The following is a 26,085-nucleotide window of genomic DNA, read 5'->3' on the forward strand; positions in this document are numbered from 1 at the left end:
GCTAGAAAATTTGTGCGTTTGGTGGAGACGCTACTACGTAACCACCAACTCTATACGCCACCAAGGAGGCATATGGATCAATAAAATTTTATTGAGCACAAGTCCTTGATAGCACTTGCGAAAAAATTTATTTTTCGTAGGCTTATTTAGGGCACCTTAATTTCTCAAATCTTCTAGAATAAATTGACAAGTCTTACTTGACTTATTACCACTAGACTAAAAATTAATCTCTCTTCATTATAACAAAAACGTTACATAAACTTAAATTAAAAACTTGGACAATCGGCTTGCAATCTCATCAGCTTTCTGTTATCATAGATAAGTACTGCGTAAAGCGTGGTATGTAGCTGTGAAGCGAGAGGTTGTGATACACCCGGAGGCGTTGCCACGCATCCTGTATTAGTTTTCTCGTGGAGCTAGCCTATTCTAAGAAATAGACGAGAGGAGAAAAAATGGCAAACAAAAAAATCCGCATTCGTTTGAAAGCGTACGAACATGGTATTCTTGATCAAGCGGCTGAAAAAATCGTAGAAACTGCGAAACGTACTGACGCCTCTGTAGCAGGTCCAATCCCGCTTCCAACAGACCGTTCAGTTTACACAATCATCCGTGCGACTCACAAATACAAAGACTCACGTGAACAATTCGAAATGCGTACACACAAACGTTTGATCGACATCATTAACCCAACACAAAAAACTGTTGATGGCTTGATGAAACTCGACTTACCAAGTGGCGTAAACATCGAAATTAAATTATAAGGAAAGGAACTCTAATGACAAAAGGAATCTTAGGGAAAAAAGTGGGAATGACCCAAATTTTCACCGAAACTGGCGAATTAATCCCAGTAACTGTCATTGAAGCTGCAGCTAACGTTGTACTTCAAGTCAAAACAGTCGCAACTGATGGCTACGAAGCTGTTCAAGTTGGTTTTGATGACAAACGTGAAGTTTTGAGTAACAAACCTGCCAAAGGCCATGTTGCAAAAGCAAACACTGCTCCTAAGCGCTTCATTCGTGAATTCAAGAACATTGAAGGCTTGGAAGTGGGCGCTGAATTGACAGTAGAACAATTTGAAGCTGGAGATGTTGTTGACGTCACTGGTACGACTAAAGGTAAAGGTTTCCAAGGGGTTATTAAACGCCACGGACAATCACGCGGGCCAATGGCTCATGGTTCACGTTACCACCGTCGTCCAGGGTCAATGGGTCCTGTTGCACCTAACCGTGTATTCAAAAATAAACACCTTGCAGGTCGCATGGGTGGCAACCGCGTAACAGTTCAAAACCTTGTTATCGTACAAGTTGTCCCTGAAAAAAATGTTATCCTTGTTAAAGGTAATGTCCCAGGTGCTAAGAAATCACTTATCACAGTTAAATCAGCTATTAAAGCTAAATAATAAGGAAAGGAGATAAGTTAAAAATGACTAACGTATCATTATTTAAACAAGACGGATCGCAAGCTGGCGATATCACATTGAACGATGCAGTCTTTGGTATTGAACCAAACGAATCTGTAGTCTTCGACGTCATCCTAAGCCAACGTGCTAGCCTTCGTCAAGGTACTCACGCAGTTAAAAACCGTTCAGCAGTACGCGGTGGTGGTAAAAAACCATGGCGTCAAAAAGGAACTGGTCGTGCACGTCAAGGTTCTATCCGCTCACCACAATGGCGTGGCGGTGGCGTAGTCTTCGGACCAACACCACGTTCATACGGGTACAAATTGCCACAAAAAGTTCGTCAACTTGCACTTAAATCAGTTTACTCTGAAAAAGTTGCAGAAAACAAACTCGTGGCAGTTGATGCGCTGAACTTCGACGCACCAAAAACTGCAGAATTTGTAAAAGTTCTTGAAGCGCTTGCCATTGAACGTAAAGTTCTTGTCATCTTCGAAAACGAAGGAAATAAATTCGCTGAATTGTCTGCACGTAACATTCCAAATGTTCAAGTCACAACTGCTAACTCAGCATCTGTTCTTGATATCGTAAACAACGATAAAATTTTGGTGACACAAGCAGCTCTATCTCAAATTGAGGAGGTTCTTGCATAATGTCATTGTACGACGTAATCAAAAAACCAATCATCACTGAAAGCTCTATGCTTGCAATGGATGAAAAGAAATATACCTTTGAAGTTGACGGGCGTGCCCACAAACTTTTGATCAAACAAGCTGTTGAAGCTGCGTTTGAAGGGGTTAAAGTTGCTTCTGTTAACACTGTCAATGTTAAACCTAAAGCTAAACGCGTAGGTAAATACACAGGTTATACAAACAAAGTGAAGAAAGCTATCGTGACCCTGACGGCTGATTCTAAAAACATTGAAATTTTCGGGGAATAAGAAAGGAGTAATCAGTGGGTATTAAAGTATACAAACCGACGACCAACGGTCGCCGTAACATGACAAGCCTTGACTTTGCTGAAATTACGACTAACAAACCTGAGAAATCATTGTTGGTATCACTTAAAAGTAAAGCAGGCCGTAACAACAACGGACGCATCACAGTACGTCATCAAGGTGGCGGACACAAACGTCATTACCGTGTGATCGACTTTAAACGTAATCACGATGACGTCGTTGCTAAAGTTGCGACTATCGAATATGATCCAAACCGTTCAGCAAACATCGCTTTGGTTGTTTATGCTGATGGGATTAAAACATACATCCTTGCACCTAAAGGTCTTGTTGTTGGTCAAACAATCGTTTCTGGCCCAACAGCCGACATCAAAACTGGTAACGCTTTGCCACTTGCAAACATTCCAGTAGGTACATTGATTCACAACATCGAATTGAAACCTGGTAAAGGTGGACAATTGGTACGTTCAGCTGGTGCTTCTGCACAAGTACTTGGTCAAGAAGGTAAATACACACTTGTGCGTTTACAATCTGGTGAAGTTCGCATGATTTTGTCAACTGCACGTGCAACAATCGGTGTTGTCGGTAATGGTGAGCACAGTCTTGTCAATATCGGTAAAGCTGGTCGTAACCGTTGGAAGGGTATCCGTCCAACAGTCCGCGGTTCAGTAATGAACCCGAACGATCACCCACACGGTGGTGGTGAAGGTAAACAACCAGTTGGTCGTAAATCTCCATCTACACCATGGGGCAAACCAGCGCTTGGTCTTAAAACACGTAATAAGAAAGCTAGATCTAGCAAACTTATCGTTCGTCGTAAAAACCAAAAATAATCTATCCGCCAGCTCCGGCTTAGCACCGGCAGTGGTAAAACAGGATGTTGAGGCGACTGTTCTGAGTTGTAGAAAATTAGGATTTTGCCGTAAGCGAACGCAGTTCGTGCGGACAAAATATCTATTTTCCTAAACTCAAGGAGCCGAAACTCAACTCATATTAAAGGAGAAACCATAACACATGGGACGCAGTCTTAAAAAAGGCCCTTTCGTCGATGATCATTTGATGAAAAAGGTTGTTGCTCAAGAAGGCAACGAAAAGAAAACAGTTATTAAAACTTGGTCACGTCGTTCTACGATTTTCCCTAACTTCATCGGTTACACGATTGCAGTTTATGATGGTCGCAAACACGTGCCAGTATATATCCAAGAAGACATGGTAGGACACAAATTGGGCGAATTCGCACCAACACGTACTTACCGTGGCCACGCAGCAGACGATAAAAAAACACGTCGTTAATTTATAGAGGAGGAAAAAAATGGCAGAAATTACTTCAGCTAAAGCAACTGCTCGTACAGTCCGCGTTTCACCTCGTAAATCACGTCTTGTAATCGACTTGATTCGTGGAAAAAACGTTGCAGATGCTATCGCAACACTTAAATTTACACCGACTAAAGCAGCAAATGAGATTGAGAACGTTTTGAACTCTGCAATCGCAAACGCTGAAAACAACTTTGGTCTTGAAAAAGCAAACCTTTTCGTTTCAGAAGCCTACATCAATGAAGGTCCAACAATGAAACGTTTCCGTCCGCGGGCGAAAGGTTCTGCTTCACCAATTAATAAACGCACAAGCCACATCACTGTGGTTGTGACAGAAAAATAAGGAGGTAAAATCGTGGGTCAAAAAGTACATCCTATTGGCATGCGTGTCGGCATCATTCGTGACTGGGACGCAAAATGGTATGCTGAAAAAGAATACGCAAGTTACCTCCATGAGGATCTTGCAATCCGTAAACTTATTCAAACTAAACTTGCGGATGCGTCAGTTTCAACTATTGAAACTGAACGTGCTGTCAACAAAGTCATCGTGACTTTGCATACAGCTAAACCAGGTATGGTAATCGGAAAATCAGGCGCAAGCGTTGATGGACTCCGTGCTGAATTAAACGCTTTGACTGGTAAACAAGTTCACATCAACATCATTGAAATCAAAAAACCTGACCTTGATGCTCACCTTGTCGGTGAAGGTATCGCGCGTCAACTTGAACAACGTGTGGCTTTCCGTCGTGCTCAAAAACAAGCAATCCAACGTACAATGCGTGCTGGTGCTAAAGGTATCAAAACACAAGTATCCGGTCGTTTGAATGGTGCAGACATCGCCCGTGCTGAAGGTTATTCAGAAGGGACAGTGCCATTGCACACGCTCCGTGCTGATATCGACTACGCATGGGAAGAAGCAGATACAACTTATGGTAAACTTGGCGTTAAAGTTTGGATTTACCGTGGTGAAATCTTGCCAACTAAAAAATCAGTGAAAGGAGACAAATAATGTTAGTACCTAAACGTGTGAAACACCGCCGCGAATTCCGTGGTAAAATGCGTGGGGAAGCTAAAGGCGGCAAAGAAGTCGCATTTGGCGAATTTGGTCTCCAAGCAACAACTTCTCACTGGATCACAAACCGTCAAATCGAGGCAGCTCGTATTGCCATGACACGTTACATGAAACGTGGTGGTAAAGTTTGGATTAAAATCTTCCCTCATAAATCTTATACTGCAAAAGCTATAGGGGTTCGTATGGGTTCTGGTAAAGGGGCACCTGAAGGTTGGGTTTCTCCAGTTAAACGCGGTAAAGTCATGTTCGAAATCGCAGGCGTTTCTGAAGAAGTCGCTCGCGAAGCATTACGTCTTGCATCACACAAACTTCCTGTTAAAACTAAGTTTGTAAAACGTGCTGAGGAGGAAACAAATGAAGCTTAATGAAGTAAAATCACTTTTGACAGAACTTCGTGGTCTTTCAGCTGAAGAACTTGCAACACGCGAACAAGATTTGAAAAAAGAATTGTTCGACTTGCGTTTCCAAGCAGCTGCTGGTCAGCTTGAAAACACTGTCCGCCTCAACGAAGTTAAGAAAACAATCGCTCGCGTGAAAACTGTTCAACGCGAAGCGAAATAATAGATAGGGAGAAACCTTTAAAATGGAACGTAATCAACGTAAAGTTTATCAAGGCCGCGTGGTTTCTGACAAAATGGATAAAACCATCACTGTTGTCATCGAAACAAAACGTAACCACCCTGTCTATGGTAAACGTATTAACTACTCTAAAAAATTAAAAGCTCACGACGAAAACAACTCAGCTAAAACTGGTGACATCGTTCGCGTGATGGAAACCCGTCCTTTGTCTAAAGACAAACGTTTCCGTCTGGTTGAAATCGTTGAAGAAGCAGTCATCATCTAACATTCTAAAAGGAGGAATTTGCTGTGATTCAATCAGAATCTCGTTTGAAAGTTGCTGATAACAGCGGTGCCAAAGAAATTCTTGCTATCAAAGTCCTAGGTGGCTCTGGTCGTAAATTTGCTGGTATCGGTGATGTTATTGTTGCATCTGTAAAAGCTGCAGCTCCTGGCGGAGTTGTTAAAAAAGGTGAAGTTGTCAAAGCGGTTATCGTGCGTACTAAATCAGGTGCACGCCGTACAGATGGTTCATATATCAAGTTCGACGAAAATGCTGCTGTTATCATCCGTGATGACAAAACGCCTCGTGGAACTCGTATTTTTGGCCCAGTTGCTCGCGAATTGCGTGAAGGTAACTTCATGAAAATCGTATCATTGGCACCAGAAGTACTTTAAGCTTTAAATTCATTTTTGAAATTTAAGCCAACAAAACACAAACACAGTCCCCTTATGAACATAAGGGTGTCGCAATTCGCGACGTAAGAAAATTAGGAGAAAATTCAAATGTTTGTCAAAACAGGTGATACTGTCAAGGTCATCGCGGGTAAAAGCCGCGGTTTGACCGGTAAAGTCATTAAAGCTTTGCCAAAAGCTAACAAAGTCGTTGTTGAAGGTGCTAACATGATCAAAAAACACCAAAAACCAAACAACGAAACTCCAAACGGTGCGATTCTTGAACTTGAAGCGCCTATCCATGTGTCAAACGTACAAGTACTTGACAAAAATGGTGTAGCTGGCCGTGTTGGTTATAAAGTTGAAGGCGACAAAAAAGTGCGTTACAACAAAAAATCTGGCGAAATCCTAGATTAATAGACACGGAAAGGAGAATATAATGACTAATCGTTTGAAAGAAAAATACACTAACGAAGTAATCCCAGCGTTGACTGAAAAATTCAACTACACATCTGTTATGGCTGTGCCAAAAGTTGATAAAATCGTCCTCAACATGGGTGTTGGTGATGCAGTAAACAACTCAAAAAACCTTGATAAAGCAGTTGCTGAATTAGCTTTAATCTCTGGTCAAAAACCATTGATTACTAAAGCTAAGAAATCAATCGCTGGTTTCCGTTTGCGTGAAGGCGTTGCGATCGGAGCGAAAGTAACACTCCGTGGCGAACGTATGTACGAATTTCTTGATAAATTGGTATCTGTCTCTCTTCCACGTGTCCGTGACTTCCATGGTGTGTCAAACAAAGCGTTTGACGGTCGCGGTAACTACACGCTAGGTGTGAAAGAACAGCTCATCTTCCCAGAAATTACGTATGATAACGTAGATAAAGTCCGTGGTTTGGACGTTGTTATCGTAACAACTGCTAACACTGACGAAGAATCACGTGAATTGCTTGCTAAACTCGGCATGCCTTTCGCTAAATAATATAGGAGGTAAATATCTTGGCTAAAAAATCAATGATTGCAAAGAACAAGCGTCCAGCGAAGTTCACAACGCAAGCGTACACACGTTGCGAAAAATGTGGTCGGCCACATTCAGTATACCGTAAATTCCAACTTTGCCGTATTTGCTTCCGTGAATTGGCATATAAAGGGCAAATCCCAGGCGTTCGCAAAGCATCTTGGTGATTTTTGACGTTGGTGTTCAGCTCACAACCGCAAGGTTGCATCGTTTCCACCGCCTCGCAGACAACGCCAAAAACTTTTCTTAGTACCTTCTACTGAGTTAGCGTTCGCCTCACAACCGCAAGGTTGCTACGGCTTCACTGCCTTGTAGAAGGCACTAAAAAACTTTACTTAGTATTTGCTTCGTAAAAAACTTTGCTTTTTGAATGATGGGCTTAGGTTGCCTAAGTTGCTGAATTCTGGAATTTATAAATCTGCTGGCAATGTTGCTAGTGGAGTCGTTAATGAACAAGTGATGTTCGCATCAAACTATTCATAATAGGAGAAAAATTAAAATGGTAATGACAGATCCAATCGCAGATTTCCTCACTCGTATTCGTAACGCTAACATGCGTAAATTCGAAGTTGTTGAAGCACCTGCATCAAAAATCAAACGCGATATCGCAAACATCCTCAAAGCTGAAGGTTACGTTAAAGACGTAGAATTCATCGAAGATGATAAACAAGGTATCATCCGTGTTTTCCTTAAATACGGTAAAGATGGCGAAAAAGTTATCACTAACTTGAAACGTATCTCTAAACCTGGTTTGCGTGTTTACGTGAAATCTGGTGAAGTACCTAAAGTCCTTAACGGTCTTGGTACAGCAGTGATTTCAACTTCTGAAGGTGTTGTGACTGATAAAACAGCTCGCGCTAAAAACATCGGCGGAGAAGTTCTCGCTTACGTTTGGTAAGAATTGCTTTTCATTCTATCTGCAACTGGAAACTTGATAGTTCAACTATCGAAACCCGTGAAAACAGTTCGCTGTCAAGCGGATTGACAATTTAACAGGAGACAAACATGTCACGTATTGGTAATAAAATCATTACTATCCCTGCTGGCGTTGAGGTTAAACTTGACGGCCAAACAGCGACAGTAAAAGGTCCTAAAGGCGAATTAACGCGTACTTTTTCTAAGGACATCGAAATCAAAATCGAAGGTACTGAAATTACTTTGCATCGTCCAAACGATTCTAAAGAAATGAAAACAATCCATGGCACAACTCGTGCTAACCTTAATAACATGGTGATTGGTGTATCTGAAGGGTTCAGAAAAGAACTCGAAATGCGCGGGGTTGGTTACCGTGCACAACTTGCTGGCAATAAATTAACTTTGTCAGTGGGTAAATCTCACCCAGATGAAGTCGTTGCACCTGACGGGATCACTTTCGAAGTGCCATCAAACACGCAAATTAACGTGTCTGGTTCAAACAAAGAAGTGGTCGGCGAAGTAGCAGCCTACATCCGTGGTTTACGTCCACCTGAGCCATATAAAGGCAAAGGAATTCGTTACGTTGGCGAATTCGTACGACGTAAAGAAGGTAAAACAGGTAAATAAGTTAGTTTTCTGTTTTGTAGGTTTTGTAACACAATTAAACGCATCCTATGCGGTACAAACTTGTGTCACTTGATGGACTCAGATAAATTGCTTACTGTTTGGATTAAAACAACCAACAATAACCTCTTGGAGAGAGTTTGGCTGCGCAAAGCGGCTTGATAGCTACTAAGAGGGACTAGAAAAAATAAGAGGTAAATATTGTGATTTCTAAACCAGATAAAAATAAAACGCGTCAAAAACGCCACCGTCGCGTACGCGGTAAAATCTCTGGTACTGCAGAGCGCCCACGTTTGAATGTTTTTCGTTCTAACACAAACATCTATGCACAAGTAATTGATGACATAGCAGGTGTAACGCTCGCAAGTGCCTCATCGTTGAAAGAAAACGGTACTAAAACTGAACAAGCTACAGCAGTTGGTGCTGCAGTAGCTAAAGCAGCAGTTGCTGCTGGTGTTTCGGATGTAATCTTCGACCGTGGTGGATACCTTTACCATGGACGTGTGCAAGCACTCGCTGAGGCTGCACGTGAAAATGGACTTAAATTCTAAGGAAAGGGGTAGACACTAAAATGGCTAGAAACGAAGAAGTAAAAGAATTCGAAGAACGCGTTGTTGGTATCAACCGTGTTACTAAAGTTGTAAAAGGCGGACGTCGTCTGCGTTTTGCAGCGCTTGTTGTAGTTGGTGACCGTAATGGTCGCGTTGGATTTGGGACTGGTAAAGCTCAAGAAGTACCAGAAGCTATCCGTAAAGCTATCGAGTCAGCTAAGAAAAACTTGATTACGGTACCAATGGTTGGTACAACTGTACCACATCAAGTTCTTGGTGAATTTGGCGGCGGTAAGATCTTGATTAAACCTGCTGTCGAAGGGGCTGGAGTCGCAGCTGGAGGTGCTGTACGTGCCGTCCTCGAACTTGCTGGTGTGGCTGATGTCACATCAAAATCACTTGGTTCAAACACACCAATCAACGTTGTTCGCGCAACTGTTGATGGTTTGAAACAACTTAAACGTGCTGAAGATGTTGCCGCATTGCGTGGCGTATCTGTAGCAGACTTAGCGTAAGGAGGATATCATGGCTCAAATTAAAATTACTTTGACTAAGTCTCCAATTGGCCGTTTGCCTGCTCAACGCGCAACAGTTAAAGCGCTTGGCCTTGGTAAATTGTCAAGCTCAGTCATCAAAGAAGAATCACCTGCTATCAATGGTATGATCACTAAGATTGCACACTTGGTAACAGTTGAAAAAGTTTAATAGGCTAACTGTTAATCAAAAATAAAGCGAGCCTGACACTTCCGCGATTTCCCGCGAAAGTGTCTTGGCGTTTAGTAAAGGTTATCTCACTAGGAGTAACCATAATAGGAGAAATTGATAATGAAATTGAATGAACTCAAAGCTGCTGAAGGTAGCCGTAAAGTCCGTAACCGTGTTGGTCGTGGTACTTCGTCTGGTAATGGTAAAACATCTGGTCGTGGTCAAAAAGGTCAAAAATCTCGTTCAGGTGGCGGTGTCCGTCTTGGTTTCGAGGGTGGTCAAACACCTTTGTTCCGTCGTATGCCTAAACGTGGTTTCTTGAACGTTAACCGTAAAGATTACGCCATCGTTAACCTCGACACATTGAACCGTCTTGAAGATGGTGCAACTGTTTCTGCCGAAACATTAGTTGCAGGTAAAATCATCAAAGATGTAAAATCAGGTGTTAAAGTTCTTGGTAACGGTGAACTCACAGTTAAAAACCTTGAAGTTGAGGTAGCGAAAGTTTCTGCATCTGCAAAAGCTGCTATTGAAGCTAACGGTGGTTCAGTTGTAACTCCTGAAGCCTAAAAATGCGCATCAGTCTGATGGGAATTCCCATCAGACTTTTGGTGCTTTTAGTCAGTCATTTGAATTTTAGCTTAAATTATAGTACAATGAGAGAAAGGATTTTTTCAAAATACTATGAGAGAAAGCTGATTTAAAATCAGAATAAAGGGGTTCTATGTTTTTTAAACTCTTGTTTCAAGCGTTAAAAGTCAAGGAGATTCGATCGCGAATCTTATTCACGCTTGGCATTCTATTTGTTTTCCGTTTAGGAGCACACATTACGGTGCCTGGCATTAATGTTAATAACTTAAATGCCTTGAGTGATCTACCGTTTTTGTCGATGATGAACATGGTATCAGGGAATGCGATGCAAAGCTTTTCAGTTTTTGCGATGGGTGTGTCACCATATATTACGGCGTCAATCATCGTGCAATTGTTGCAAATGGATATTCTGCCTAAGTTTGTCGAATGGGGCAAGCAAGGTGAAATTGGTCGTCGTAAACTGAACCAAGCTACACGTTATATTTCACTGGTCTTAGCCATGCTACAATCCGTTGGGATAACGGCAGGTTTTCAGGCGATGAGTGCCCAAAATATTGTGACCAATCCGACTTGGCAGACTTATCTATTTATCGGTGCTATCTTGACCACAGGCTCTATGATCGTTGTCTGGTTGGGTGAACAAATCACTGATCGTGGTTTTGGTCAGGGTGTGTCGGTCATTATCTTTGCAGGGATTATCTCATCAATTCCAGGTGCCATTAGCGAGGTTTATCAAGATAAATTTGTTAATGTGCGTTCAGGAGAATTGCTCAACTCTAGCTTATTTGTTGTGATTTTATTGGTTGCCATGGCAGCTATCGTTTTTATCACGACGTTTATCCAACAAGCTGAACGGAAAATTCCAGTTCAATATACGAAACTGGTGCAAGGGGCACCGACAAGTTCTTACTTGCCTTTGAGAGTCAATCCTGCTGGCGTAATTCCAGTTATCTTTGCCAGTTCGATTTCAACGGCGCCTCAAACAATTTTACAGCTTTTGCAGCACTCCAATAAAAATATTTCTTGGGTTGAGACAATCAAAAATGCCCTAGATTATAATACTGGGACAGGGATGTTGTTCTATGCGGTGTTGATTGGTCTCTTTACATTCTTCTATGCCTTTGTTCAGGTCAATCCTGAAAAAATGGCGGAGAATTTACAAAAGCAAGGCTCATATATTCCATCTGTTCGTCCTGGTAAGGGAACAGAAAAATACATCTCTGGTCTATTGATTCGTTTGTCAACAGTTGGTGCGCTCTTCCTCGGATTGATTTCAATCGTTCCGATTCTTGCGACTAACTTGTTTGGTCTACCTAAAATGGTAGCTCTTGGCGGTACGAGCCTCCTCATCTTGATTTCTACTGCGATTCAAGGTGCAAAACAATTGGAAGGTTATATGTTCAAACGCCAATATAAAGGCTTTATGGATGAACCAATTAAATGATAAAGGCTGGTCGAAAGACCGGTTTTTTGATACGCAAAAAGAAAGTTTCCTTGATATTGTCAAAAGGCATCTAAAACGCTAAAATAGAAGAGTAGACAAAAATAGACAAATTGGAGAACAGATGAATTTATTAATCATGGGCCTACCAGGTGCTGGTAAAGGAACGCAAGCTGAAACAATCGTTGAAACGTATGGGGTACAACACATCTCAACTGGGGATATGTTCCGTGCTGCAATGAAGAATGAAACTGAAATGGGTAAATTAGCCAAGTCATTCATTGATAAGGGAGAATTGGTACCAGATGACGTCACAAACGGAATTGTCAAAGAACGTTTGGCACAAGATGACATTCAAGCATCAGGCTTCTTGCTTGACGGTTTCCCACGGACAATTGAGCAAGCTCAAGCGCTTGATGCCATGTTGGCTGACTTAGGGATTAAACTTGAGGCAGTTGTGAATATTGATGTCGATTCATCTATCTTGGTTGAACGTTTATCAGGTCGTTTCATCTGTCGGACTTGTGGTGCAACTTACCATAAAGTGTTCAACCCAACAAAAGTTGCGAATACGTGTGACAAATGTGGTGGGCATGATTTTTACCAACGCGAAGATGATAAACCTGAAACGGTTAAAAATCGTTTGGACATCAATATCAAACAAGGGGCACCAATTCTGGAACATTATGGCAAACTTGGCTTGGTCAAAGATGTCAATGGTCAACAAGATATTGATAAGGTATCAGCAGCCATCAAAGCCATTTTAGGCTAAACAGCGTTTTATCAGAATATGAAAGAAATTCGTATTCATTAACTTGTAAAAGTCGGACTAGTGTGGTATAATATCCTAGTCCGACTTTTAGATATTTTATCAAAAATGGACAAATTTAAAGAGGAGGTAAGTTGACGTGGCAAAAGATGACGTAATCGAAATTGAAGGCAAAGTGATTGACACAATGCCTAACGCGATGTTCACAGTTGAACTTGAAAATGGACACAAAATTTTGGCGACTATTTCAGGCAAAATGCGAAAGAATTATATCCGCATCTTAACTGGTGACCGTGTTACTGTTGAGATGTCGCCGTATGATTTGACCCGTGGACGTATTACATACCGCTTTAAGTAGTCCAAACATTTTTATAGGAGGTATATACAATGAAAGTAAGACCATCGGTTAAACCAATGTGCGAATACTGTAAAGTAATTCGTCGTAACGGTCGTGTTATGGTAATTTGCCCTGTCAATCCAAAACACAAACAACGTCAGGGATAGAAAGGAAATATAAAGAATGGCTCGTATTGCTGGAGTTGATGTTCCAAATGACAAACGTATTGTGATTTCACTTACTTATGTTTACGGAATCGGTCTCAAAACTGCTCAAAAAGTTCTGGCAGCTGCAGGTGTTTCGGAAGATATTCGGACGAAAGATTTGACAACTGACCAAGAAGATGCTATCCGTCGTGAAGTTGATGGACTTAAAGTTGAAGGCGACCTACGTCGTGAAGTCAACCTTAACATCAAACGTCTCATGGAAATCGGTAGCTATCGTGGCATGCGTCATCGTCGCGGATTGCCTACTCGTGGTCAAAACACGAAAAACAACGCACGTACACGCAAAGGTCCTGCTAAATCTATCGCAGGCAAGAAAAAATAAGAAAGGAGATAAACATTGGCTAAACCTACTCGTAAACGTCGTGTGAAGAAAAATATCGAATCTGGTGTTGTCCACATTCATGCAACTTTCAATAACACAATCGTGATGATTACAGACGTTCATGGTAACGCGCTTGCTTGGTCATCTGCTGGTGCTCTTGGCTTCAAAGGGTCTAAAAAATCGACTCCTTTCGCTGCTCAAATGGCATCTGAAGCTGCTGCTAAGTCTGCTCAAGAACATGGTTTGAAGACTGTAGCCGTTACTGTTAAAGGTCCTGGACCAGGTCGCGAATCTGCTATCCGTGCACTTGCAGCTGCAGGTCTTAATGTAACAGCAATCAGCGATGTGACGCCTGTACCCCACAATGGTGCACGTCCTCCAAAACGTCGTCGTGTATAATTTCTAGAGTGCTTGTTGCTACTCTAACATTTTGCACTGAAAGGATATACACATGATTGAGTTTGAAAAACCAAAAATTACAAAATTTGATGAAGCTAATACCTATGGCAAATTTGTCATAGAGCCGTTAGAACGTGGATATGGGACAACCCTTGGCAACTCTTTGCGTCGTATTCTTCTATCGTCACTTCCCGGGGTTGCTGTTACAAGCATCCAAATTGATGGTGTGCTCCATGAGTTCACAACCATTCCAGGCGTGCATGAAGATGTGATTCAAGTGATTCTTGCGATTAAAGGGCTTGCAATCAAATCATATGTCGAAACGGAAAAAATCATTGAACTTGATGTCACAGGTCCTGCAGTTGTTACAGCTGGAGACATCTTGACTGATAGCGATATTGAGATTGTTAATAAAGATCATTACCTCTTCACACTTGCGGAAGGTCACTCTGTGAACGCTCGCATGACAGTGAAATCAGGCCGTGGTTATGTCTTGGCTGAAGATAATAAACAATCCGACGCACCTATCGGGACAATCGCTGTGGATTCATCTTACACACCTGTCAACAAAGTGAATTACCAAGTTGAACCAGCTCGTGTGGGTGAAAAAGATAACTTTGACAAATTGTCACTTGAAATCTTTACAAACGGCACAATCTCAGCAGAAGATGCCTTGTCATTATCTGCAAAAATCTTGACTGACCATTTGAGTCTCTTTGTCAATTTGTCTGAAGTTGCGCAAGCTGCCGATACATTAGTTGATAAAAATGAGGTCAAACCAGAGCGTGCTTTGGATAAAGTCATCGAGGAACTTGACCTTTCTGTTCGGTCATATAACTGTTTGAAACGTGCTGGTATTAATACTGTCGCTGATCTTGCGGATATGAGTGAACCAGAAATGCTCAAAGTGAAAAACTTGGGTCGTAAATCTTTAGTGGAAGTTAAAGATAAACTTGAAAGCCTAGGCTTGTCACTCAAAAAAGACTAAATTAAAATCTAATAGGAGGAATCATGGGTTACCGTAAACTTGGACGTAAATCTGATCAACGTAAAGCAATGCTTCGCGATTTGACGACTGACTTGATCATCAACGAATACATCGTAACAACTGAAGCTCGCGCTAAAGAAGTTCGTAAAACTGTTGAAAAAATGATTACACTCGGAAAACGTGGCGATCTTCACGCACGCCGTCAAGCTGCTGCTTACGTACGTAATGAAATCGCTGAAAAAGATTTCAACGAAGAAACTGAAACTTTCCCAACTGCACTTCAAAAATTGTTTGGCGACATCGCGACACGTTATGAAGGCCGTAATGGTGGATATACACGTATTCTTAAAACTGAACCACGTCGTGGCGATGCTGCACCGATGGCAATTATTGAACTCGTTTAATTCTTGCATTCAGTTGAAATCAACACTTAAATAAAGCAGTAAGGGGCACCTGTCATCCTCTTTTCACGATGTTTTTAAAATATCGTGATTTAGCTTGTCAGTGTGGCCCGATAGTCTTCATCAATCTTTTGTGGAGTGTTATGATGGTGGTGCTTGCACTTAGTCTAGCTCTTACTGTCTAGTCTTAAAAACTAGGCCGCTTATCCTTTGGGGTAAGTGGTTTTTATTATGGCTTTCAGCCAGTCGTCCTTAAAAGGACGATAAGAAAACCACCCGTTGAACGGGTGGCTAACCAGACTTATAGTCCCCATTTTCTTATTCCTAGTATAATAAGAGTGTTCAGGCTCTCAAAGAAAGGAATAAGAAAATGGCAAAATCTAGTTACAGTTTATCACATACAAAATGGATGTGCAAATACCACATCGTATTTACACCAAAATATAGACGGAAAGTCATTTATAACAAAGTCAGATCAGATTTAATTATCATTTTTAAACAATTTATGCAAATATAAAAGTGTTGAAATTTTAGAAGGGCATATGATGCCAGGACTGTTCACATGTTAGTCGTCATGCCACCCAAAATTTCAGTGTCAAGCTTTATGGGTTATCTAAAAGGAAAAAGTTCACTCATGATTTTTGACCAGTATGCTAATTTAAAATATAAATATGGCAATCGAAAATTTTGGGCAGAAGGTTATTATGTTTCAACTGTTGGATTGAATGAAAAAACAGTTGCTAAATATATACGTGATCAAGAGAAACGCGATATATCAATTGATAAATTAAGCGTTAAAGAGTATGAGGATCCGTTTAGCGATGGTGTATTTCTTACAAAATAAGCCCGTTTCGACGGGCTGAGGAAGTGACAATGACAATGGCGCCTGAACAACGAGAAGGCTAGCGATTTTAGTCGCAGTCGGGTAATCCGTGGGTGGAGCCCACAGTGCAAGCCACCCGTTTTACGGGTGGTTTTGACTTTGCCATAAATTATTTCAAAGGCGAGATTAAACTTTCTGTGTTAGAATAGACATACAAAAGTAAAGTAGAGAGAACATAACAAATACATGATGGCAATTGGGTTTGGTGTATCTGAAAAGGTAAAATGGTTAGATGAGGGAGCAAGGAGTGATTATTGCAAGAGAACTGTTACGTGAGCGCTATTTTACAAATTTGAAACAATCAAACGACTTATTTGTTGGGATTGAATTAGAATTGCCGATTATTCATCTGACGGGTGATGCTGTTGATTTTTCTGTTGTCTTTGCCTTGTTTGATGAAATGATTGAAAAACTTCCGTTGTCAATTGAGAAATCGGATGATAATGGTCAAGCCATTCAATTGCTTTCAGATGAAAATGATGATCGGATTTTGTTTGAGGTTGGCTATAACACCATAGAATTTGCTTTCGATAAAGCAGAGACTATAGGTGAAGTCGAACAACGTTTTTCAAACTATCTTGCTATCATGCAACCATTTTTAAAAAATCAAAATCATCTTTTAACTGGTTTCGGTATCAATCCTTTTTGGGATAAAAATGACAACAGACCTGTCGCTAGTCCGCGCTATGAGATGTTGATGGCTTATTTGAAGTTGGGGGCGGTTAGAGAAGAGGTGCGAGTTAGTGAAAATAATTACGGTGCTTTTATCCAAGGCAACCAAGTTCAGTTAGATGTGACGGCTGAGAAATTAGTCGCAACGCTCAATACTTTTAATGCCATAGAGCCAGTTAAAGCATGGCTTTTTGCCAATTCATATCTCTGGCATGGTCAATTAGATACATTGGTCTCACGTGATATTTTGTGGGAAAAGTCAATGCATGGAGTCTTTCCAGAAAATACAGGCGTTTTCCCAGAAGCTTTTGCCGATTCGGAAGCCTTTCTTGATTATCTAATGCAAACTGCTTTGTTCACACGCACTTCTGAGGAGAGTACCTATTATTTTGAACCGATTCAAGCGATGGACTACTTCAATCACGATGAAATTCCAGCCTTTGATTTATTCGGCAATGAAATCGTCTTAACGCCAAGTCCGTATGATTTTAAAGAACATCGGAGTTATCAGTATCAGAATCTCACGACACGCGGAACAGTTGAGTTTCGAAGTACTTGCGCCCAGCCTATTGCTACTTCATTTACTGTTGCAGCTTTCCATTTAGGATTGATGCAGGAGTTAGCAGCTTTTGAGACATTAATCGCAAGCCATTCTTTTTACGAAGATTATGGTCGAGATTATCCACAACTTCGTCGCAGGTTTTCAGCGCAAAACTTATCATCCGAGGAAATAGAGGATGTTGCAAGTTTTGCAGAAGATTTAGTAAATCTCGCAGCAGCAGGCCTTGAAAAACGTGGATTTGGTGAAGAAAAGTATTTAACAGCGCTCTATCAACGAATTGAAAGAAAAGAGAATCCGGCCGTTAAAGCATTGCACTTGCTTGAATCCGGCAAAACATTATCAGAAATATCGGAGATTTTTGCAGATGGAAAAGACATTTAAGATATCAAGGGCTACCTCACCCAACAAGCTCAATACGCAGAATGCTTACTGGTACATCAATGGTGATTTGCTTACGATTACCTATCATACCAATCGGGACCTATCCGCCATTTTAGCTGTCCTCAGTCGTCACGGTATTGATATCCAGTATGTTCAGGCGCCTGCCAATGACTTTCAACTCCCGGGTTACGAAAATTTGGAATTATCAACTCAAAATTTAATTGCTGATGCCATCAAATATGGCATTCAATTTCAAGTCCTTGATGAAGTTGAGCAAATCTTAAAATTGACCTATGGTTCGCATACAGAGTACATCAAAGAAGGCAATATTACGCATTTTGACAGCGCCCTATCTCACGCTTTAATGGAAAACAAAATCGTTACTAAAGCTATTTTAAATACTGCGGGCATTCAAGTGCCGTCTGGCTTTGAGTTTCATGACCTTAACGATGCCTTGCGCCATTTTGACCAGTTACCTTCGGCCTTTGTAGTCAAACCCAAGTCTACCAATTACGGCATCGGCATCAGTATTTTTAAAGAAACGACGACACAAGCAGACTATGAAGAAGCGGTGAAAATTGCTTTTGAAAATGATGATGCAATTATCGTTGAGACCTATGTCCATGGGACAGAATTTCGATTTTATGTGCAAAATGGAGAAGTGTTAGCGGTATTAGAACGCTTTCCAGCGAATGTCGTTGGAGACGGCGTTCACAGTATCCAACAATTGGTGGCGATAAAGAATACAGATATTAGGCGGGGAGAGCATCACAGAACACCACTTGAAAAAATTAAATTGGGAGATGTTGAGAGATTGACACTCAGTTTACAAGGTTTTGATGTGCAATCAGTTCCCAAAGCACAAGAACGTGTTTTTCTAAGAGAGAACTCAAATGTTTCAACTGGTGGTGATTCAATCGATCGGACTGAACAAGTCAGTGACTATTATAAGGCAATCGCTGTTAAAGTTGCACACGCATTGGACGTGACGATTACTGGAGTTGATATTATCATTCCAGACGCCAGTCAAAAAGGGCCATATTTTGTTATTGAAGCGAATCAAAATCCGATGATGCAAATGCATCTATTTCCTGCAATTGGCAAATCACGCCGTGTGACTGAAAGTTTGATTAAACTATTATTTCCGGAAATAATATAAAATCTGATGAGTTGGAAATCTAGTCAAACCATGAGGTTCGTTTTTATTTAACGAAATTTTCAGACAATTACTTGACGAAATATTTTAATGTGTTAAAATAATAGATACAGATTGATTTGAAAAGAGGAAAAATGATGCGTAGTGATATGATTAAAGTCGGTGTAGATAAGGCGCCTGCTCGTGGGTTATTATATGCGACTGGACAAGTGAAATCGAGCCGAGATATGCAAAAGCCGTTTATTGCCATTTGCAACTCTTATATTGATATTGTGCCTGGACATGTGCATTTACGTGAGTTAGCAGATATAGCAAAAGAAGCGATTCGGGAAGCGGGTGGTATTCCTTTTGAATTTAATACCATTGGTGTGGATGATGGGATTGCCATGGGGCATATTGGCATGCGTTACAGTTTGCCAAGTCGTGAGTTGATTGCTGATTCTGCTGAAACAGTCATTAATGCTCATTGGTTTGATGGCGTTTTCTATATTCCGAACTGTGATAAAATCACACCGGGTATGATTTTGGCGAGTCTGCGGACGAATGTGCCGTCAGTTTTCTGTTCAGGTGGCCCCATGAAAGCTGGTCTTGATATGTCTGGACATCAAGCGACTCTATCAAGCCTTTTTGAAGCAGTCGGCACTTACGAAAACGGTCAAATGTCATCAGAAGAGTTGGATTTTCTTGAAAAAAATGCTTGTCCGACTTGTGGTTCTTGTGCGGGGATGTTTACAGCTAACTCGATGAATTCATTGATGGAAGTTCTGGGACTCGCTTTGCCTGGCAATGGGACAATTCTTGCGACCTCAGACAAACGCCGTGAACTTGTTAAACAAGCAGCACAGCATCTGATGACATTGGTAAAAAAACAAATCAAACCGCGTGATATTGTTACCAAAGAAACGATTGATGATGCCTTTGCACTCGACATGGCGATGGGTGGCTCAACAAATACTGTGTTACATACGCTTGCCATTGCTAATGAAGCGGGAATTGACTATAATCTTGCTGAAATTAACGAAATTGCTAAGAAAACACCCTATCTCTCAAAAATTGCACCGTCTTCTACTTACTCAATGCATGATGTTCATGAGGCTGGCGGTGTTTCTGCGATTATTAATCAACTCATCAAATGTGGGGCAATCAAAGGCGAGCGCATCACGGTAACAGGGAAAACGCTCAAAGAAAATGTTGCTGACGCAGAAATTCTTAACGAAGCTGTGATTCATCCTCTGTCCAACCCTTATTCTAAAACAGGCGGTCTATCTGTACTTTATGGCAATATTGCACAGGATGGTTCCGTTATCAAAGTGGGTGGTGTTGAACCATCTGTCACAGTCTTTACTGGTAAAGCTATCTGTTTTGATAGCCATGATGAAGCTGTGGCTGCTATTGATGACGGAACAGTTAAGGCAGGTCATGTTGTCGTGATTCGTTATGAAGGTCCTAAAGGTGGTCCAGGCATGCCTGAAATGCTAGAGCCTACCTCTAAAATTGTCGGTCGTGGTCTTGGTAAAGATGTTGCGTTGATTACGGATGGACGGTTTTCTGGTGCGACGCGTGGTATTGCTATTGGACATGTTTCGCCTGAGGCAGCAGCAGGTGGCGCCATTGGTCGAATTAAAGATGGCGATGAAATTGTCATTGACTTGCCAAATCGAACCCTTAATCTTGGCGTTTCTGACGAAGAATTGGCAGCGCGCAAGGCAGATGTACCGAAGTTTGAACCTAAAGTCAAATCTGGCTGGTTGGCACGCTATACAGCCTTGACAACTTCTGCTAATACAGGGGCGGTTTTATTGACACCAGAACAAATTCAAGCATTATTACTGAAACAGCGGTAAATAGCTTTTGAAGAGTTCAATTAATCATTTTTTTGTCAAATCATGTGGCGGAACTATTTTCCAATTTAAAACAAGTAACTGTTGAGTTGCTTGTTTTTAGTTGCCTAAAGTTTTGTTCGGGAGGCGGAGCGTGTTTTTGGAGGTTTCTAAAGGGAGTTGAAATGTCTGTTTCGTTGATAAAGCAAGGAGTGATAATTGTTAGAGGAGTCATGATTAAATTATATCGAAATGACTTGAAAAAAGACTGTAAAAGTGTTAAAATCTAAACATAATTCATAATTTTCAGAAATTTCGAAATATGAAAATCCTTGAAGGGGGAGCTAATATTGAAACAAATAAAACTTGAAGCACCAAAAAGTGGTTCGCAACTCGTCCTTGATACCCTCAAAGATTTGGGGGTTGACACTATTTTTGGCTATCCAGGTGGCGCAGTTTTACCGCTCTATGATGCCATTTATGATTATGAAGGGATTCAGCATATTCTTGCTCGCCATGAACAAGGGGCAACACACGAAGCAGAAGGCTATGCTAAATCATCAGGTAAATTAGGTGTTGCTTTGGTCACATCAGGCCCTGGGGCAACGAACGCGATTACAGGTATTGCGGATGCTAATGCAGATTCAGTACCAATGCTAGTTTTTACTGGTCAAGTGGCAACGCCATGTATTGGTAAGGATGCTTTTCAGGAAGCTGATATTATTGGTGTTACCATGCCAATTACCAAATATAACTATCAGATTCGTGAAACACAAGATATTCCTCGCGTGATTACGGAGGCGGTTCACATTGCGACGACAGGACGTCCTGGTCCAGTTGTCATTGATTTGCCTAAAGATGTCGCAGCTCAAGAAGTTGATTATATTAATGATATGACGATTGACTTACCATCCTATAACCCGACTGTTGAGCCAAATGCCAAGCAATTGAAAAAAATTATTGAGATTTTAGCTAAGAAAAAACGACCATTAATTTTAGTGGGTGGTGGTGTGAATTATTCAGATGCTAATCTTGCTCTAGCCCAATTTGCTGAAAAATATCAAATTCCAGTCGTTTCTAGTCTACTTGGATTAGGCGCGATACCAGTTGAAAATCCTTTATTTTTAGGTATGGGAGGAATGCATGGGTCTTACGCTGCCAATATGGCATTGGCTGAAACTGACTACCTCATTAATTTTGGGAGTAGATTCGATGATCGACTGGCCTCAAATCCTTCCTTGTTTTTGAAGGAGGCGACGGTAGCACATATCGATATTGACCCAGCAGAGATTGGCAAAATTGTCAAAACGCATTTACCAGTTGTAGGAGATGCCAAGCGTGCTTTGGAAATCTTGCTTGAGATTAAAGCACCTGAGACTAATTTTTCAAAATGGCTTGAACAAGTTCAGGACAATGCGCAAAAAGCGCCATACAGTTATGAACCTGAGGATGGCTATAACAAACCACAGGAAGTTATCAAGCTAATCGGTGAAATAACAAACGGTAATGCGATTATAGTGACCGATGTTGGGCAACATCAAATGTGGGCAGCACAATGGTACCCGTATAAGAGCAATAGGCAACTCATTACGAGTGGTGGACTTGGCACTATGGGCTTTGGTATTCCGGCAGCCATTGGGGCGAAATTAGCCAATCCAGATAAGGAAGTCATTGTTTTTGTTGGCGATGGTGGTTTCCAAATGACCAACCAAGAATTAGCAATTTTAAATGGTTATCATGTGCCAATCAAAGTTGTGCTCTTTAATAATCACTCACTGGGAATGGTGCGTCAGTGGCAAGAAAAGTTTTATGAAGAACGCCGCAGTCAATCCGTTTTTGATTTAGAACCAGATTTCCAATTATTAGCAGAGGCTTATGGGCTCAAGCACGACAAGTTTTTAAATCCTAAAACGATTGCCGAAGATTTAAAAGTTATCACAGAAGCTGTGCCAATGGTTCTGGAAATTGGTATTTCTCAAGAAGAACAAGTCTATCCGATGGTGCCAGCAGGTTGGCACAATGACGAAATGTTGGGGGTGAAATTCAATGCGTAGAATGTTAACGGCCAAACTCAATAACTCAACAGGTGTTCTCAACCGTTTTACAGGTGTTTTATCACGTCGTCAAGTCAATATTGAAAGTATTTCTGTTGGACATACGGATGTGCCACATATTTCAAGAATAACGATTATCATTGATGTTGAAAGTATCGATGAGGTCGAACAAATCATCAAGCAACTCAATCGTCAAGTTGATGTTTTGCGTGTGCGTGATATTACAGATGTGCCCCATATTGAACGAGAAGTGATTCTGGTTAAGGTATCAGCACCAGCTAATATTCGAGCAGAATTATTCGCCATGATTCAACCTTTCCGCGCAAGCGTGGTTGATGTTGCACCGAAAACGGTGACCATCCAATTAACCGGTGGCTACGATAAAATCGAAGCACTGCTAAGAGTGGTTAAACCTTACGGCATCAAAAACATTGCTAGAACTGGCGTCACAGGTTTTACACGAGATTAAAAGACGGTCATGGGTAAATTCTCATATTTATCCTTGACAAATTGTCTGAAAAATCGTAAGATTGTATCATATTTAAAAAATGATTGAATTTTCTATCTTTTGCTAATTGACAGATAATTACCAATGTTCATAAAAAGATAGACACAAAAAAGCTTATAGGAGATTTTAAACGATGGCAGTAACGATGTATTATGAAAACGATGTAAAAACACCAGCGCTTGCTGGTAAACAAATTGCAGTAATTGGCTACGGCTCGCAAGGCCATGCACATGCCCAAAACTTGCGTGACTCAGGGGAGAATGTTATCATTGGTGTGCGTGCGGGTAAATCATTTGATGCTGCTAAAGAAGAGGGTTTTGATGTTTATTCAGTGGCAGAAGCCGTTGCCAAGTCTGATGTGATTATGATTTTGGCACCAGATGAAATCCAAGCTGATCTTTATACGAAAGACATTGCACCGAATCTGAAAGATGGTGCAGCACTCGGTTTTGGTCATGGCTTTAATATTCATTTTGGTTATATCAAAGCACCAGAAACAGTTGACGTGTTCATGCTTGCCCCTAAAGGACCGGGTCACTTAGTACGTCGTACTTATACGGAAGGGTTTGGTGTACCAGCACTCTTTGCAGTTTATCAAGATGCGACGGGAAATGCGCGTGATATCGCTATGGATTGGGGTCGTGCAGCAGGTGGTGCCCGTGTCGGTATGCTTGAAACGAGCTTTAAAGAAGAAACTGAAGAAGACTTGTTCGGTGAACAGGCGGTACTTTGTGGTGGGACAACTGCCTTGATTGAAGCAGGTTTTGAAACCTTGACAGAAGCAGGCTACGCACCAGAATTGGCTTATTTTGAAGTGTTACATGAATTGAAACTCATCGTTGACCTTTTGTATGAGGGTGGTTTCAAGAAAATGCGTCAATCTATTTCAAATACAGCAGAATATGGTGATTACATTGCTGGGCCACAAATCATCACAGCTGAAGTTAAAGCTAATATGAAAAAAGTCCTCAACGATATTCAGACAGGTGCTTTTGCCAAAGATTTTGTAGAAGACTACAAAGCTGGTAATCCGAAAATGAAAGCTTTTCGTGCTGCTGCAGCAGACCTTGAAATTGAAAAAGTTGGTGCTGAATTACGTAAGGCGATGCCGTTTACGCAAGCAAATGATGATGCAGCTTTCAAAATCTATAACTAAGCCAAAAATACAGACAAAACTGTCTATCGTTTTTAACTTGGAAGAAAGCTGAGCTTGGTCTCAGCTTTTCTTTTTGATTTGTTTGAAAAAATGAAGGAATCTAATTTTATGGTAACTTACAAAGATGTATTGGCTGCTAACGATGTATTGAAAGATGTTGTCATTCAAACACCGATGAGACGAGATAGCTATTTATCTGAAAAATATGATGCAAATATTTATCTCAAGCAAGAAAATGTCCAGAAAGTACGGTCATTTAAGTTGCGAGGAGCTTATTATGCAATTCATAATTTACCTCAAGATAAATTAAAATGTGGTGTTGTTTGTGCCAGTGCGGGAAATCATGCGCAAGGCGTCGCTTATACCTGTCAAGAATTGAAAATCCCTGCAACAATTTTCATGCCGACAACCACACCACAACAAAAAATTACGCAAGTAAAATTTTTTGGCGGAGATTATGCAGAAATTGCACTTGTTGGTGATACTTTTGATGAATCTGCGACAGCAGCTATCAACTATGCGCACCGTGAAAATAAAACATTCATCGATCCTTTCGATAATCCTGATGTGATTTCGGGTCAAGGCACTGTTGCTGTTGAAATTTTTGAAACGGCAAAACAAGATGGTCTCAAAATTGATAGTCTTTTGGCTGCAGTCGGTGGTGGTGGCCTGATTTCAGGTATCTCTGTTTATAGTAAATATGCGAGTCCAGAGACCAAAGTCATCGGCGTTGAAGCCTCAGGTGCTCGGTCGATGCAAGCTGCATTTGATCAAGGTGAACCCGTTAAACTTGAGATGATTGATAAATTTGCAGATGGCATTGCCGTCCAAAAAGTGGGGCAATTAACCTATCAAATCGCCAAGGAAAATGTCGATGAGCTTGTGCATACGGATGAAGGATTAATATCGAGTACGATTTTAGATCTCTATTCCAAACAGGGGATTGTTGTGGAACCAGCAGGTGCAACTAGTGTTGCAGCGTTAGAATTAATCAAAGATGAGATAAAAGGTCAGACAATTGTTTGTATCATTTCTGGTGGCAATAACGATATCAATCGAATGCAGGAAATTGAAGAAAAAAGTTTGATTTATGAAGGCCTCAAACATTATTTTGTCGTGAATTTCCCGCAAAGACCAGGCGCCCTAAGAGAATTTGTCAATGATGTTCTAGGTCCTCACGATGATATCACGCGTTTTGAGTATATCAAACGAGCCAATAAAGGGACAGGGCCTGTTTTAATCGGCATTTTGCTATCAAATAAACAAGATCAGGCTCAGCTTATCAAACGTCTAGCAGCTTTTGACAATAAATTTATTGATTTAAAAGGTCAGGAAAGTTTGTATAACTTATTGGTCTGAAATTTCTAATCACTAAAGCACCTTAAATGACTGACTAAAGCTGTTTAGGGTGCTTTATTATTGACGCCAGTATGAAAAGGAAAAAGATGAACAGGAATTAGTCGCATCTTACGTTTTAAACATTAAAAATAAAAACACAATTATTTTCAAAAAGTAGTTGACATGAACCAGTAGATTTGATAGTATAATAAAGTACTCAAAACGAGGTCACGAATGATTGGAAAGAAATAAAAAAACTTTTCAAAAAAGTGTTGACAAGTTAGTGAAGTTTTGGTA

36 protein-coding genes and 1 pseudogene are annotated in these 26,085 nt (G+C 40.9%); all 37 read left to right on the top strand.

The genetic code is table 11. The features are described 5' to 3' along the window. Positions 1-452: 452 nt before the first annotated feature. The 37 genes and pseudogenes from rpsJ (at position 453) to ilvA (ending at position 25,809) form a co-directional block, all read left to right on the top strand. A complete protein-coding gene (gene rpsJ / locus ACYQ21_RS08245; RefSeq protein ID WP_003138102.1) occupies positions 453-761 on the top strand; it encodes a 30S ribosomal protein S10 in 309 nt (102 codons plus the stop codon). Between the two features lie 14 nt (positions 762-775). Further along, positions 776-1,399 carry a 50S ribosomal protein L3 gene (gene rplC, locus ACYQ21_RS08250; RefSeq protein WP_003138100.1) on the top strand — a complete coding sequence of 208 codons (624 nt, stop codon included), beginning with the start codon at positions 776-778 and terminating at the stop codon, positions 1,397-1,399. Positions 1,400-1,422: 23 nt separating this feature from the next. Then, entirely contained in the window at positions 1,423-2,049 is a 627-nt protein-coding gene (gene rplD, locus ACYQ21_RS08255) for a 50S ribosomal protein L4 (protein ID WP_031366994.1), read from the top strand. Continuing rightward, complete coding sequence (locus tag ACYQ21_RS08260) at positions 2,049-2,336, top strand: 50S ribosomal protein L23 (RefSeq protein WP_003138097.1); 288 nt, start codon at positions 2,049-2,051, stop codon at positions 2,334-2,336. The genes rplD and ACYQ21_RS08260 overlap by 1 nt, the downstream gene beginning before the upstream one ends. A gap of 14 nt (positions 2,337-2,350) precedes the next feature. Next, positions 2,351-3,184: a 50S ribosomal protein L2 gene (rplB, locus tag ACYQ21_RS08265; protein WP_003138096.1), complete on the top strand. Its 834-nt coding sequence runs from the start codon at positions 2,351-2,353 to the stop codon at positions 3,182-3,184. 181 nt (positions 3,185-3,365) lie between these two features. Then, a complete protein-coding gene (gene rpsS / locus ACYQ21_RS08270) occupies positions 3,366-3,644 on the top strand; it encodes a 30S ribosomal protein S19 (protein WP_003138095.1) in 279 nt (92 codons plus the stop codon). A 19-nt stretch (positions 3,645-3,663) separates the two neighbouring features. Beyond that, positions 3,664-4,008 carry a 50S ribosomal protein L22 gene (gene rplV / locus ACYQ21_RS08275; RefSeq protein ID WP_003138094.1) on the top strand — a complete coding sequence of 115 codons (345 nt, stop codon included), beginning with the start codon at positions 3,664-3,666 and terminating at the stop codon, positions 4,006-4,008. Positions 4,009-4,020: 12 nt separating this feature from the next. Next, positions 4,021-4,674 carry a 30S ribosomal protein S3 gene (gene rpsC / locus ACYQ21_RS08280; protein WP_460057451.1) on the top strand — a complete coding sequence of 218 codons (654 nt, stop codon included), beginning with the start codon at positions 4,021-4,023 and terminating at the stop codon, positions 4,672-4,674. Next, entirely contained in the window at positions 4,674-5,102 is a 429-nt protein-coding gene (gene rplP, locus ACYQ21_RS08285; RefSeq protein ID WP_003138092.1) for a 50S ribosomal protein L16, read from the top strand. The genes rpsC and rplP overlap by 1 nt, the downstream gene beginning before the upstream one ends. Further along, positions 5,092-5,298, top strand: a complete 207-nt coding sequence (rpmC, locus tag ACYQ21_RS08290; RefSeq protein WP_003138091.1) for a 50S ribosomal protein L29 — start codon at positions 5,092-5,094, stop codon at positions 5,296-5,298. Before rplP ends, rpmC begins: the two co-directional genes overlap by 11 nt. A gap of 22 nt (positions 5,299-5,320) precedes the next feature. Next, positions 5,321-5,581: a 30S ribosomal protein S17 gene (rpsQ, locus tag ACYQ21_RS08295; RefSeq protein WP_003138090.1), complete on the top strand. Its 261-nt coding sequence runs from the start codon at positions 5,321-5,323 to the stop codon at positions 5,579-5,581. 23 nt (positions 5,582-5,604) lie between these two features. Continuing rightward, complete coding sequence (gene rplN, locus ACYQ21_RS08300) at positions 5,605-5,973, top strand: 50S ribosomal protein L14 (protein ID WP_460057455.1); 369 nt, start codon at positions 5,605-5,607, stop codon at positions 5,971-5,973. Between the two features lie 108 nt (positions 5,974-6,081). Next, positions 6,082-6,387: a 50S ribosomal protein L24 gene (gene rplX / locus ACYQ21_RS08305; protein WP_460057458.1), complete on the top strand. Its 306-nt coding sequence runs from the start codon at positions 6,082-6,084 to the stop codon at positions 6,385-6,387. 22 nt (positions 6,388-6,409) lie between these two features. Next, complete coding sequence (rplE, locus tag ACYQ21_RS08310) at positions 6,410-6,952, top strand: 50S ribosomal protein L5 (RefSeq protein WP_061774332.1); 543 nt, start codon at positions 6,410-6,412, stop codon at positions 6,950-6,952. Positions 6,953-6,969: 17 nt separating this feature from the next. Next, the gene (locus ACYQ21_RS08315; RefSeq protein WP_094785148.1) at positions 6,970-7,155 is read left to right on the top strand and encodes a type Z 30S ribosomal protein S14; all 186 of its coding nucleotides are present in this window, start codon (positions 6,970-6,972) and stop codon (positions 7,153-7,155) included. Between the two features lie 332 nt (positions 7,156-7,487). Next, positions 7,488-7,886, top strand: a complete 399-nt coding sequence (rpsH, locus tag ACYQ21_RS08320) for a 30S ribosomal protein S8 (RefSeq protein WP_003138086.1) — start codon at positions 7,488-7,490, stop codon at positions 7,884-7,886. A 107-nt stretch (positions 7,887-7,993) separates the two neighbouring features. After that, positions 7,994-8,530, top strand: coding sequence for a 50S ribosomal protein L6 (rplF, locus tag ACYQ21_RS08325; RefSeq protein ID WP_460057463.1), 537 nt, complete (start codon positions 7,994-7,996; stop codon positions 8,528-8,530). A gap of 200 nt (positions 8,531-8,730) precedes the next feature. Then, the gene (gene rplR, locus ACYQ21_RS08330; protein WP_460057465.1) at positions 8,731-9,078 is read left to right on the top strand and encodes a 50S ribosomal protein L18; all 348 of its coding nucleotides are present in this window, start codon (positions 8,731-8,733) and stop codon (positions 9,076-9,078) included. A 20-nt stretch (positions 9,079-9,098) separates the two neighbouring features. Beyond that, entirely contained in the window at positions 9,099-9,593 is a 495-nt protein-coding gene (gene rpsE / locus ACYQ21_RS08335) for a 30S ribosomal protein S5 (RefSeq protein WP_031366999.1), read from the top strand. A 10-nt stretch (positions 9,594-9,603) separates the two neighbouring features. Then, positions 9,604-9,783: a 50S ribosomal protein L30 gene (gene rpmD / locus ACYQ21_RS08340; protein WP_460057468.1), complete on the top strand. Its 180-nt coding sequence runs from the start codon at positions 9,604-9,606 to the stop codon at positions 9,781-9,783. A 120-nt stretch (positions 9,784-9,903) separates the two neighbouring features. Beyond that, positions 9,904-10,353 carry a 50S ribosomal protein L15 gene (gene rplO, locus ACYQ21_RS08345; protein WP_460057470.1) on the top strand — a complete coding sequence of 150 codons (450 nt, stop codon included), beginning with the start codon at positions 9,904-9,906 and terminating at the stop codon, positions 10,351-10,353. A 154-nt stretch (positions 10,354-10,507) separates the two neighbouring features. Continuing rightward, positions 10,508-11,818, top strand: coding sequence for a preprotein translocase subunit SecY (gene secY / locus ACYQ21_RS08350; protein WP_460057472.1), 1,311 nt, complete (start codon positions 10,508-10,510; stop codon positions 11,816-11,818). A gap of 121 nt (positions 11,819-11,939) precedes the next feature. Continuing rightward, the gene (locus ACYQ21_RS08355) at positions 11,940-12,587 is read left to right on the top strand and encodes an adenylate kinase (RefSeq protein WP_460057474.1); all 648 of its coding nucleotides are present in this window, start codon (positions 11,940-11,942) and stop codon (positions 12,585-12,587) included. 136 nt (positions 12,588-12,723) lie between these two features. Then, positions 12,724-12,942 carry a translation initiation factor IF-1 gene (gene infA, locus ACYQ21_RS08360; RefSeq protein ID WP_003138071.1) on the top strand — a complete coding sequence of 73 codons (219 nt, stop codon included), beginning with the start codon at positions 12,724-12,726 and terminating at the stop codon, positions 12,940-12,942. A 29-nt stretch (positions 12,943-12,971) separates the two neighbouring features. Beyond that, entirely contained in the window at positions 12,972-13,088 is a 117-nt protein-coding gene (gene rpmJ, locus ACYQ21_RS08365; RefSeq protein ID WP_072353646.1) for a 50S ribosomal protein L36, read from the top strand. 16 nt (positions 13,089-13,104) lie between these two features. Continuing rightward, positions 13,105-13,470 (top strand): 30S ribosomal protein S13, encoded by a 366-nt coding sequence (gene rpsM, locus ACYQ21_RS08370; RefSeq protein ID WP_460057477.1) that lies wholly within the window; start codon positions 13,105-13,107, stop codon positions 13,468-13,470. A gap of 15 nt (positions 13,471-13,485) precedes the next feature. Then, complete coding sequence (rpsK, locus tag ACYQ21_RS08375) at positions 13,486-13,869, top strand: 30S ribosomal protein S11 (protein WP_003138068.1); 384 nt, start codon at positions 13,486-13,488, stop codon at positions 13,867-13,869. A 52-nt stretch (positions 13,870-13,921) separates the two neighbouring features. Next, positions 13,922-14,857, top strand: a complete 936-nt coding sequence (locus tag ACYQ21_RS08380) for a DNA-directed RNA polymerase subunit alpha (RefSeq protein ID WP_460057479.1) — start codon at positions 13,922-13,924, stop codon at positions 14,855-14,857. Between the two features lie 23 nt (positions 14,858-14,880). Continuing rightward, the gene (rplQ, locus tag ACYQ21_RS08385; protein WP_031367006.1) at positions 14,881-15,261 is read left to right on the top strand and encodes a 50S ribosomal protein L17; all 381 of its coding nucleotides are present in this window, start codon (positions 14,881-14,883) and stop codon (positions 15,259-15,261) included. A 406-nt stretch (positions 15,262-15,667) separates the two neighbouring features. After that, a pseudogene (tnpA, locus tag ACYQ21_RS08390) lies at positions 15,668-16,102 on the top strand (IS200/IS605 family transposase). A gap of 271 nt (positions 16,103-16,373) precedes the next feature. Further along, positions 16,374-17,756: a glutamate-cysteine ligase family protein gene (locus ACYQ21_RS08395; RefSeq protein WP_460057482.1), complete on the top strand. Its 1,383-nt coding sequence runs from the start codon at positions 16,374-16,376 to the stop codon at positions 17,754-17,756. Continuing rightward, complete coding sequence (gene gshAB, locus ACYQ21_RS08400; protein ID WP_460057484.1) at positions 17,740-18,915, top strand: bifunctional glutamate--cysteine ligase GshA/glutathione synthetase GshB; 1,176 nt, start codon at positions 17,740-17,742, stop codon at positions 18,913-18,915. The genes ACYQ21_RS08395 and gshAB overlap by 17 nt, the downstream gene beginning before the upstream one ends. A gap of 134 nt (positions 18,916-19,049) precedes the next feature. Next, positions 19,050-20,756 (top strand): dihydroxy-acid dehydratase, encoded by a 1,707-nt coding sequence (ilvD, locus tag ACYQ21_RS08405; protein ID WP_460057495.1) that lies wholly within the window; start codon positions 19,050-19,052, stop codon positions 20,754-20,756. A 326-nt stretch (positions 20,757-21,082) separates the two neighbouring features. After that, positions 21,083-22,786: an acetolactate synthase large subunit gene (locus tag ACYQ21_RS08410; protein WP_460057486.1), complete on the top strand. Its 1,704-nt coding sequence runs from the start codon at positions 21,083-21,085 to the stop codon at positions 22,784-22,786. Then, complete coding sequence (gene ilvN / locus ACYQ21_RS08415; RefSeq protein WP_460057488.1) at positions 22,779-23,255, top strand: acetolactate synthase small subunit; 477 nt, start codon at positions 22,779-22,781, stop codon at positions 23,253-23,255. The genes ACYQ21_RS08410 and ilvN overlap by 8 nt, the downstream gene beginning before the upstream one ends. A gap of 172 nt (positions 23,256-23,427) precedes the next feature. Next, positions 23,428-24,450 (top strand): ketol-acid reductoisomerase, encoded by a 1,023-nt coding sequence (gene ilvC / locus ACYQ21_RS08420; RefSeq protein ID WP_460057490.1) that lies wholly within the window; start codon positions 23,428-23,430, stop codon positions 24,448-24,450. 108 nt (positions 24,451-24,558) lie between these two features. Then, a complete protein-coding gene (gene ilvA / locus ACYQ21_RS08425) occupies positions 24,559-25,809 on the top strand; it encodes a threonine ammonia-lyase IlvA (protein ID WP_460057493.1) in 1,251 nt (416 codons plus the stop codon). The last annotated feature ends 276 nt before the right edge of the window (positions 25,810-26,085 follow it).

This window comes from Pseudolactococcus yaeyamensis (assembly GCF_054658615.1).

Coding starts and splice junctions, on each gene's coding strand:
- rplP (WP_003138092.1), top strand. CDS start 4,674: ATGTTAGTACCTAAACGTGTGAAACACCGCCGCGAATTCCGTGGTAAA.
- ACYQ21_RS08395 (WP_460057482.1), top strand. CDS start 16,374: ATGAGGGAGCAAGGAGTGATTATTGCAAGAGAACTGTTACGTGAGCGC.
- ilvA (WP_460057493.1), top strand. CDS start 24,559: ATGGTAACTTACAAAGATGTATTGGCTGCTAACGATGTATTGAAAGAT.
- rplE (WP_061774332.1), top strand. CDS start 6,410: ATGACTAATCGTTTGAAAGAAAAATACACTAACGAAGTAATCCCAGCG.
- ilvC (WP_460057490.1), top strand. CDS start 23,428: ATGGCAGTAACGATGTATTATGAAAACGATGTAAAAACACCAGCGCTT.
- rpsH (WP_003138086.1), top strand. CDS start 7,488: ATGGTAATGACAGATCCAATCGCAGATTTCCTCACTCGTATTCGTAAC.
- rplD (WP_031366994.1), top strand. CDS start 1,423: ATGACTAACGTATCATTATTTAAACAAGACGGATCGCAAGCTGGCGAT.
- ACYQ21_RS08380 (WP_460057479.1), top strand. CDS start 13,922: ATGATTGAGTTTGAAAAACCAAAAATTACAAAATTTGATGAAGCTAAT.
- ACYQ21_RS08355 (WP_460057474.1), top strand. CDS start 11,940: ATGAATTTATTAATCATGGGCCTACCAGGTGCTGGTAAAGGAACGCAA.
- rpsE (WP_031366999.1), top strand. CDS start 9,099: ATGGCTAGAAACGAAGAAGTAAAAGAATTCGAAGAACGCGTTGTTGGT.
- ilvD (WP_460057495.1), top strand. CDS start 19,050: ATGCGTAGTGATATGATTAAAGTCGGTGTAGATAAGGCGCCTGCTCGT.
- rpsS (WP_003138095.1), top strand. CDS start 3,366: ATGGGACGCAGTCTTAAAAAAGGCCCTTTCGTCGATGATCATTTGATG.
- rplF (WP_460057463.1), top strand. CDS start 7,994: ATGTCACGTATTGGTAATAAAATCATTACTATCCCTGCTGGCGTTGAG.
- ilvN (WP_460057488.1), top strand. CDS start 22,779: ATGCGTAGAATGTTAACGGCCAAACTCAATAACTCAACAGGTGTTCTC.
- secY (WP_460057472.1), top strand. CDS start 10,508: ATGTTTTTTAAACTCTTGTTTCAAGCGTTAAAAGTCAAGGAGATTCGA.
- rpmD (WP_460057468.1), top strand. CDS start 9,604: ATGGCTCAAATTAAAATTACTTTGACTAAGTCTCCAATTGGCCGTTTG.
- rpmJ (WP_072353646.1), top strand. CDS start 12,972: ATGAAAGTAAGACCATCGGTTAAACCAATGTGCGAATACTGTAAAGTA.
- rpsM (WP_460057477.1), top strand. CDS start 13,105: ATGGCTCGTATTGCTGGAGTTGATGTTCCAAATGACAAACGTATTGTG.
- ACYQ21_RS08260 (WP_003138097.1), top strand. CDS start 2,049: ATGTCATTGTACGACGTAATCAAAAAACCAATCATCACTGAAAGCTCT.
- rpsJ (WP_003138102.1), top strand. CDS start 453: ATGGCAAACAAAAAAATCCGCATTCGTTTGAAAGCGTACGAACATGGT.
- rplO (WP_460057470.1), top strand. CDS start 9,904: ATGAAATTGAATGAACTCAAAGCTGCTGAAGGTAGCCGTAAAGTCCGT.
- rplX (WP_460057458.1), top strand. CDS start 6,082: ATGTTTGTCAAAACAGGTGATACTGTCAAGGTCATCGCGGGTAAAAGC.
- rplV (WP_003138094.1), top strand. CDS start 3,664: ATGGCAGAAATTACTTCAGCTAAAGCAACTGCTCGTACAGTCCGCGTT.
- rplQ (WP_031367006.1), top strand. CDS start 14,881: ATGGGTTACCGTAAACTTGGACGTAAATCTGATCAACGTAAAGCAATG.
- rplC (WP_003138100.1), top strand. CDS start 776: ATGACAAAAGGAATCTTAGGGAAAAAAGTGGGAATGACCCAAATTTTC.
- gshAB (WP_460057484.1), top strand. CDS start 17,740: ATGGAAAAGACATTTAAGATATCAAGGGCTACCTCACCCAACAAGCTC.
- rpsQ (WP_003138090.1), top strand. CDS start 5,321: ATGGAACGTAATCAACGTAAAGTTTATCAAGGCCGCGTGGTTTCTGAC.
- rpmC (WP_003138091.1), top strand. CDS start 5,092: ATGAAGCTTAATGAAGTAAAATCACTTTTGACAGAACTTCGTGGTCTT.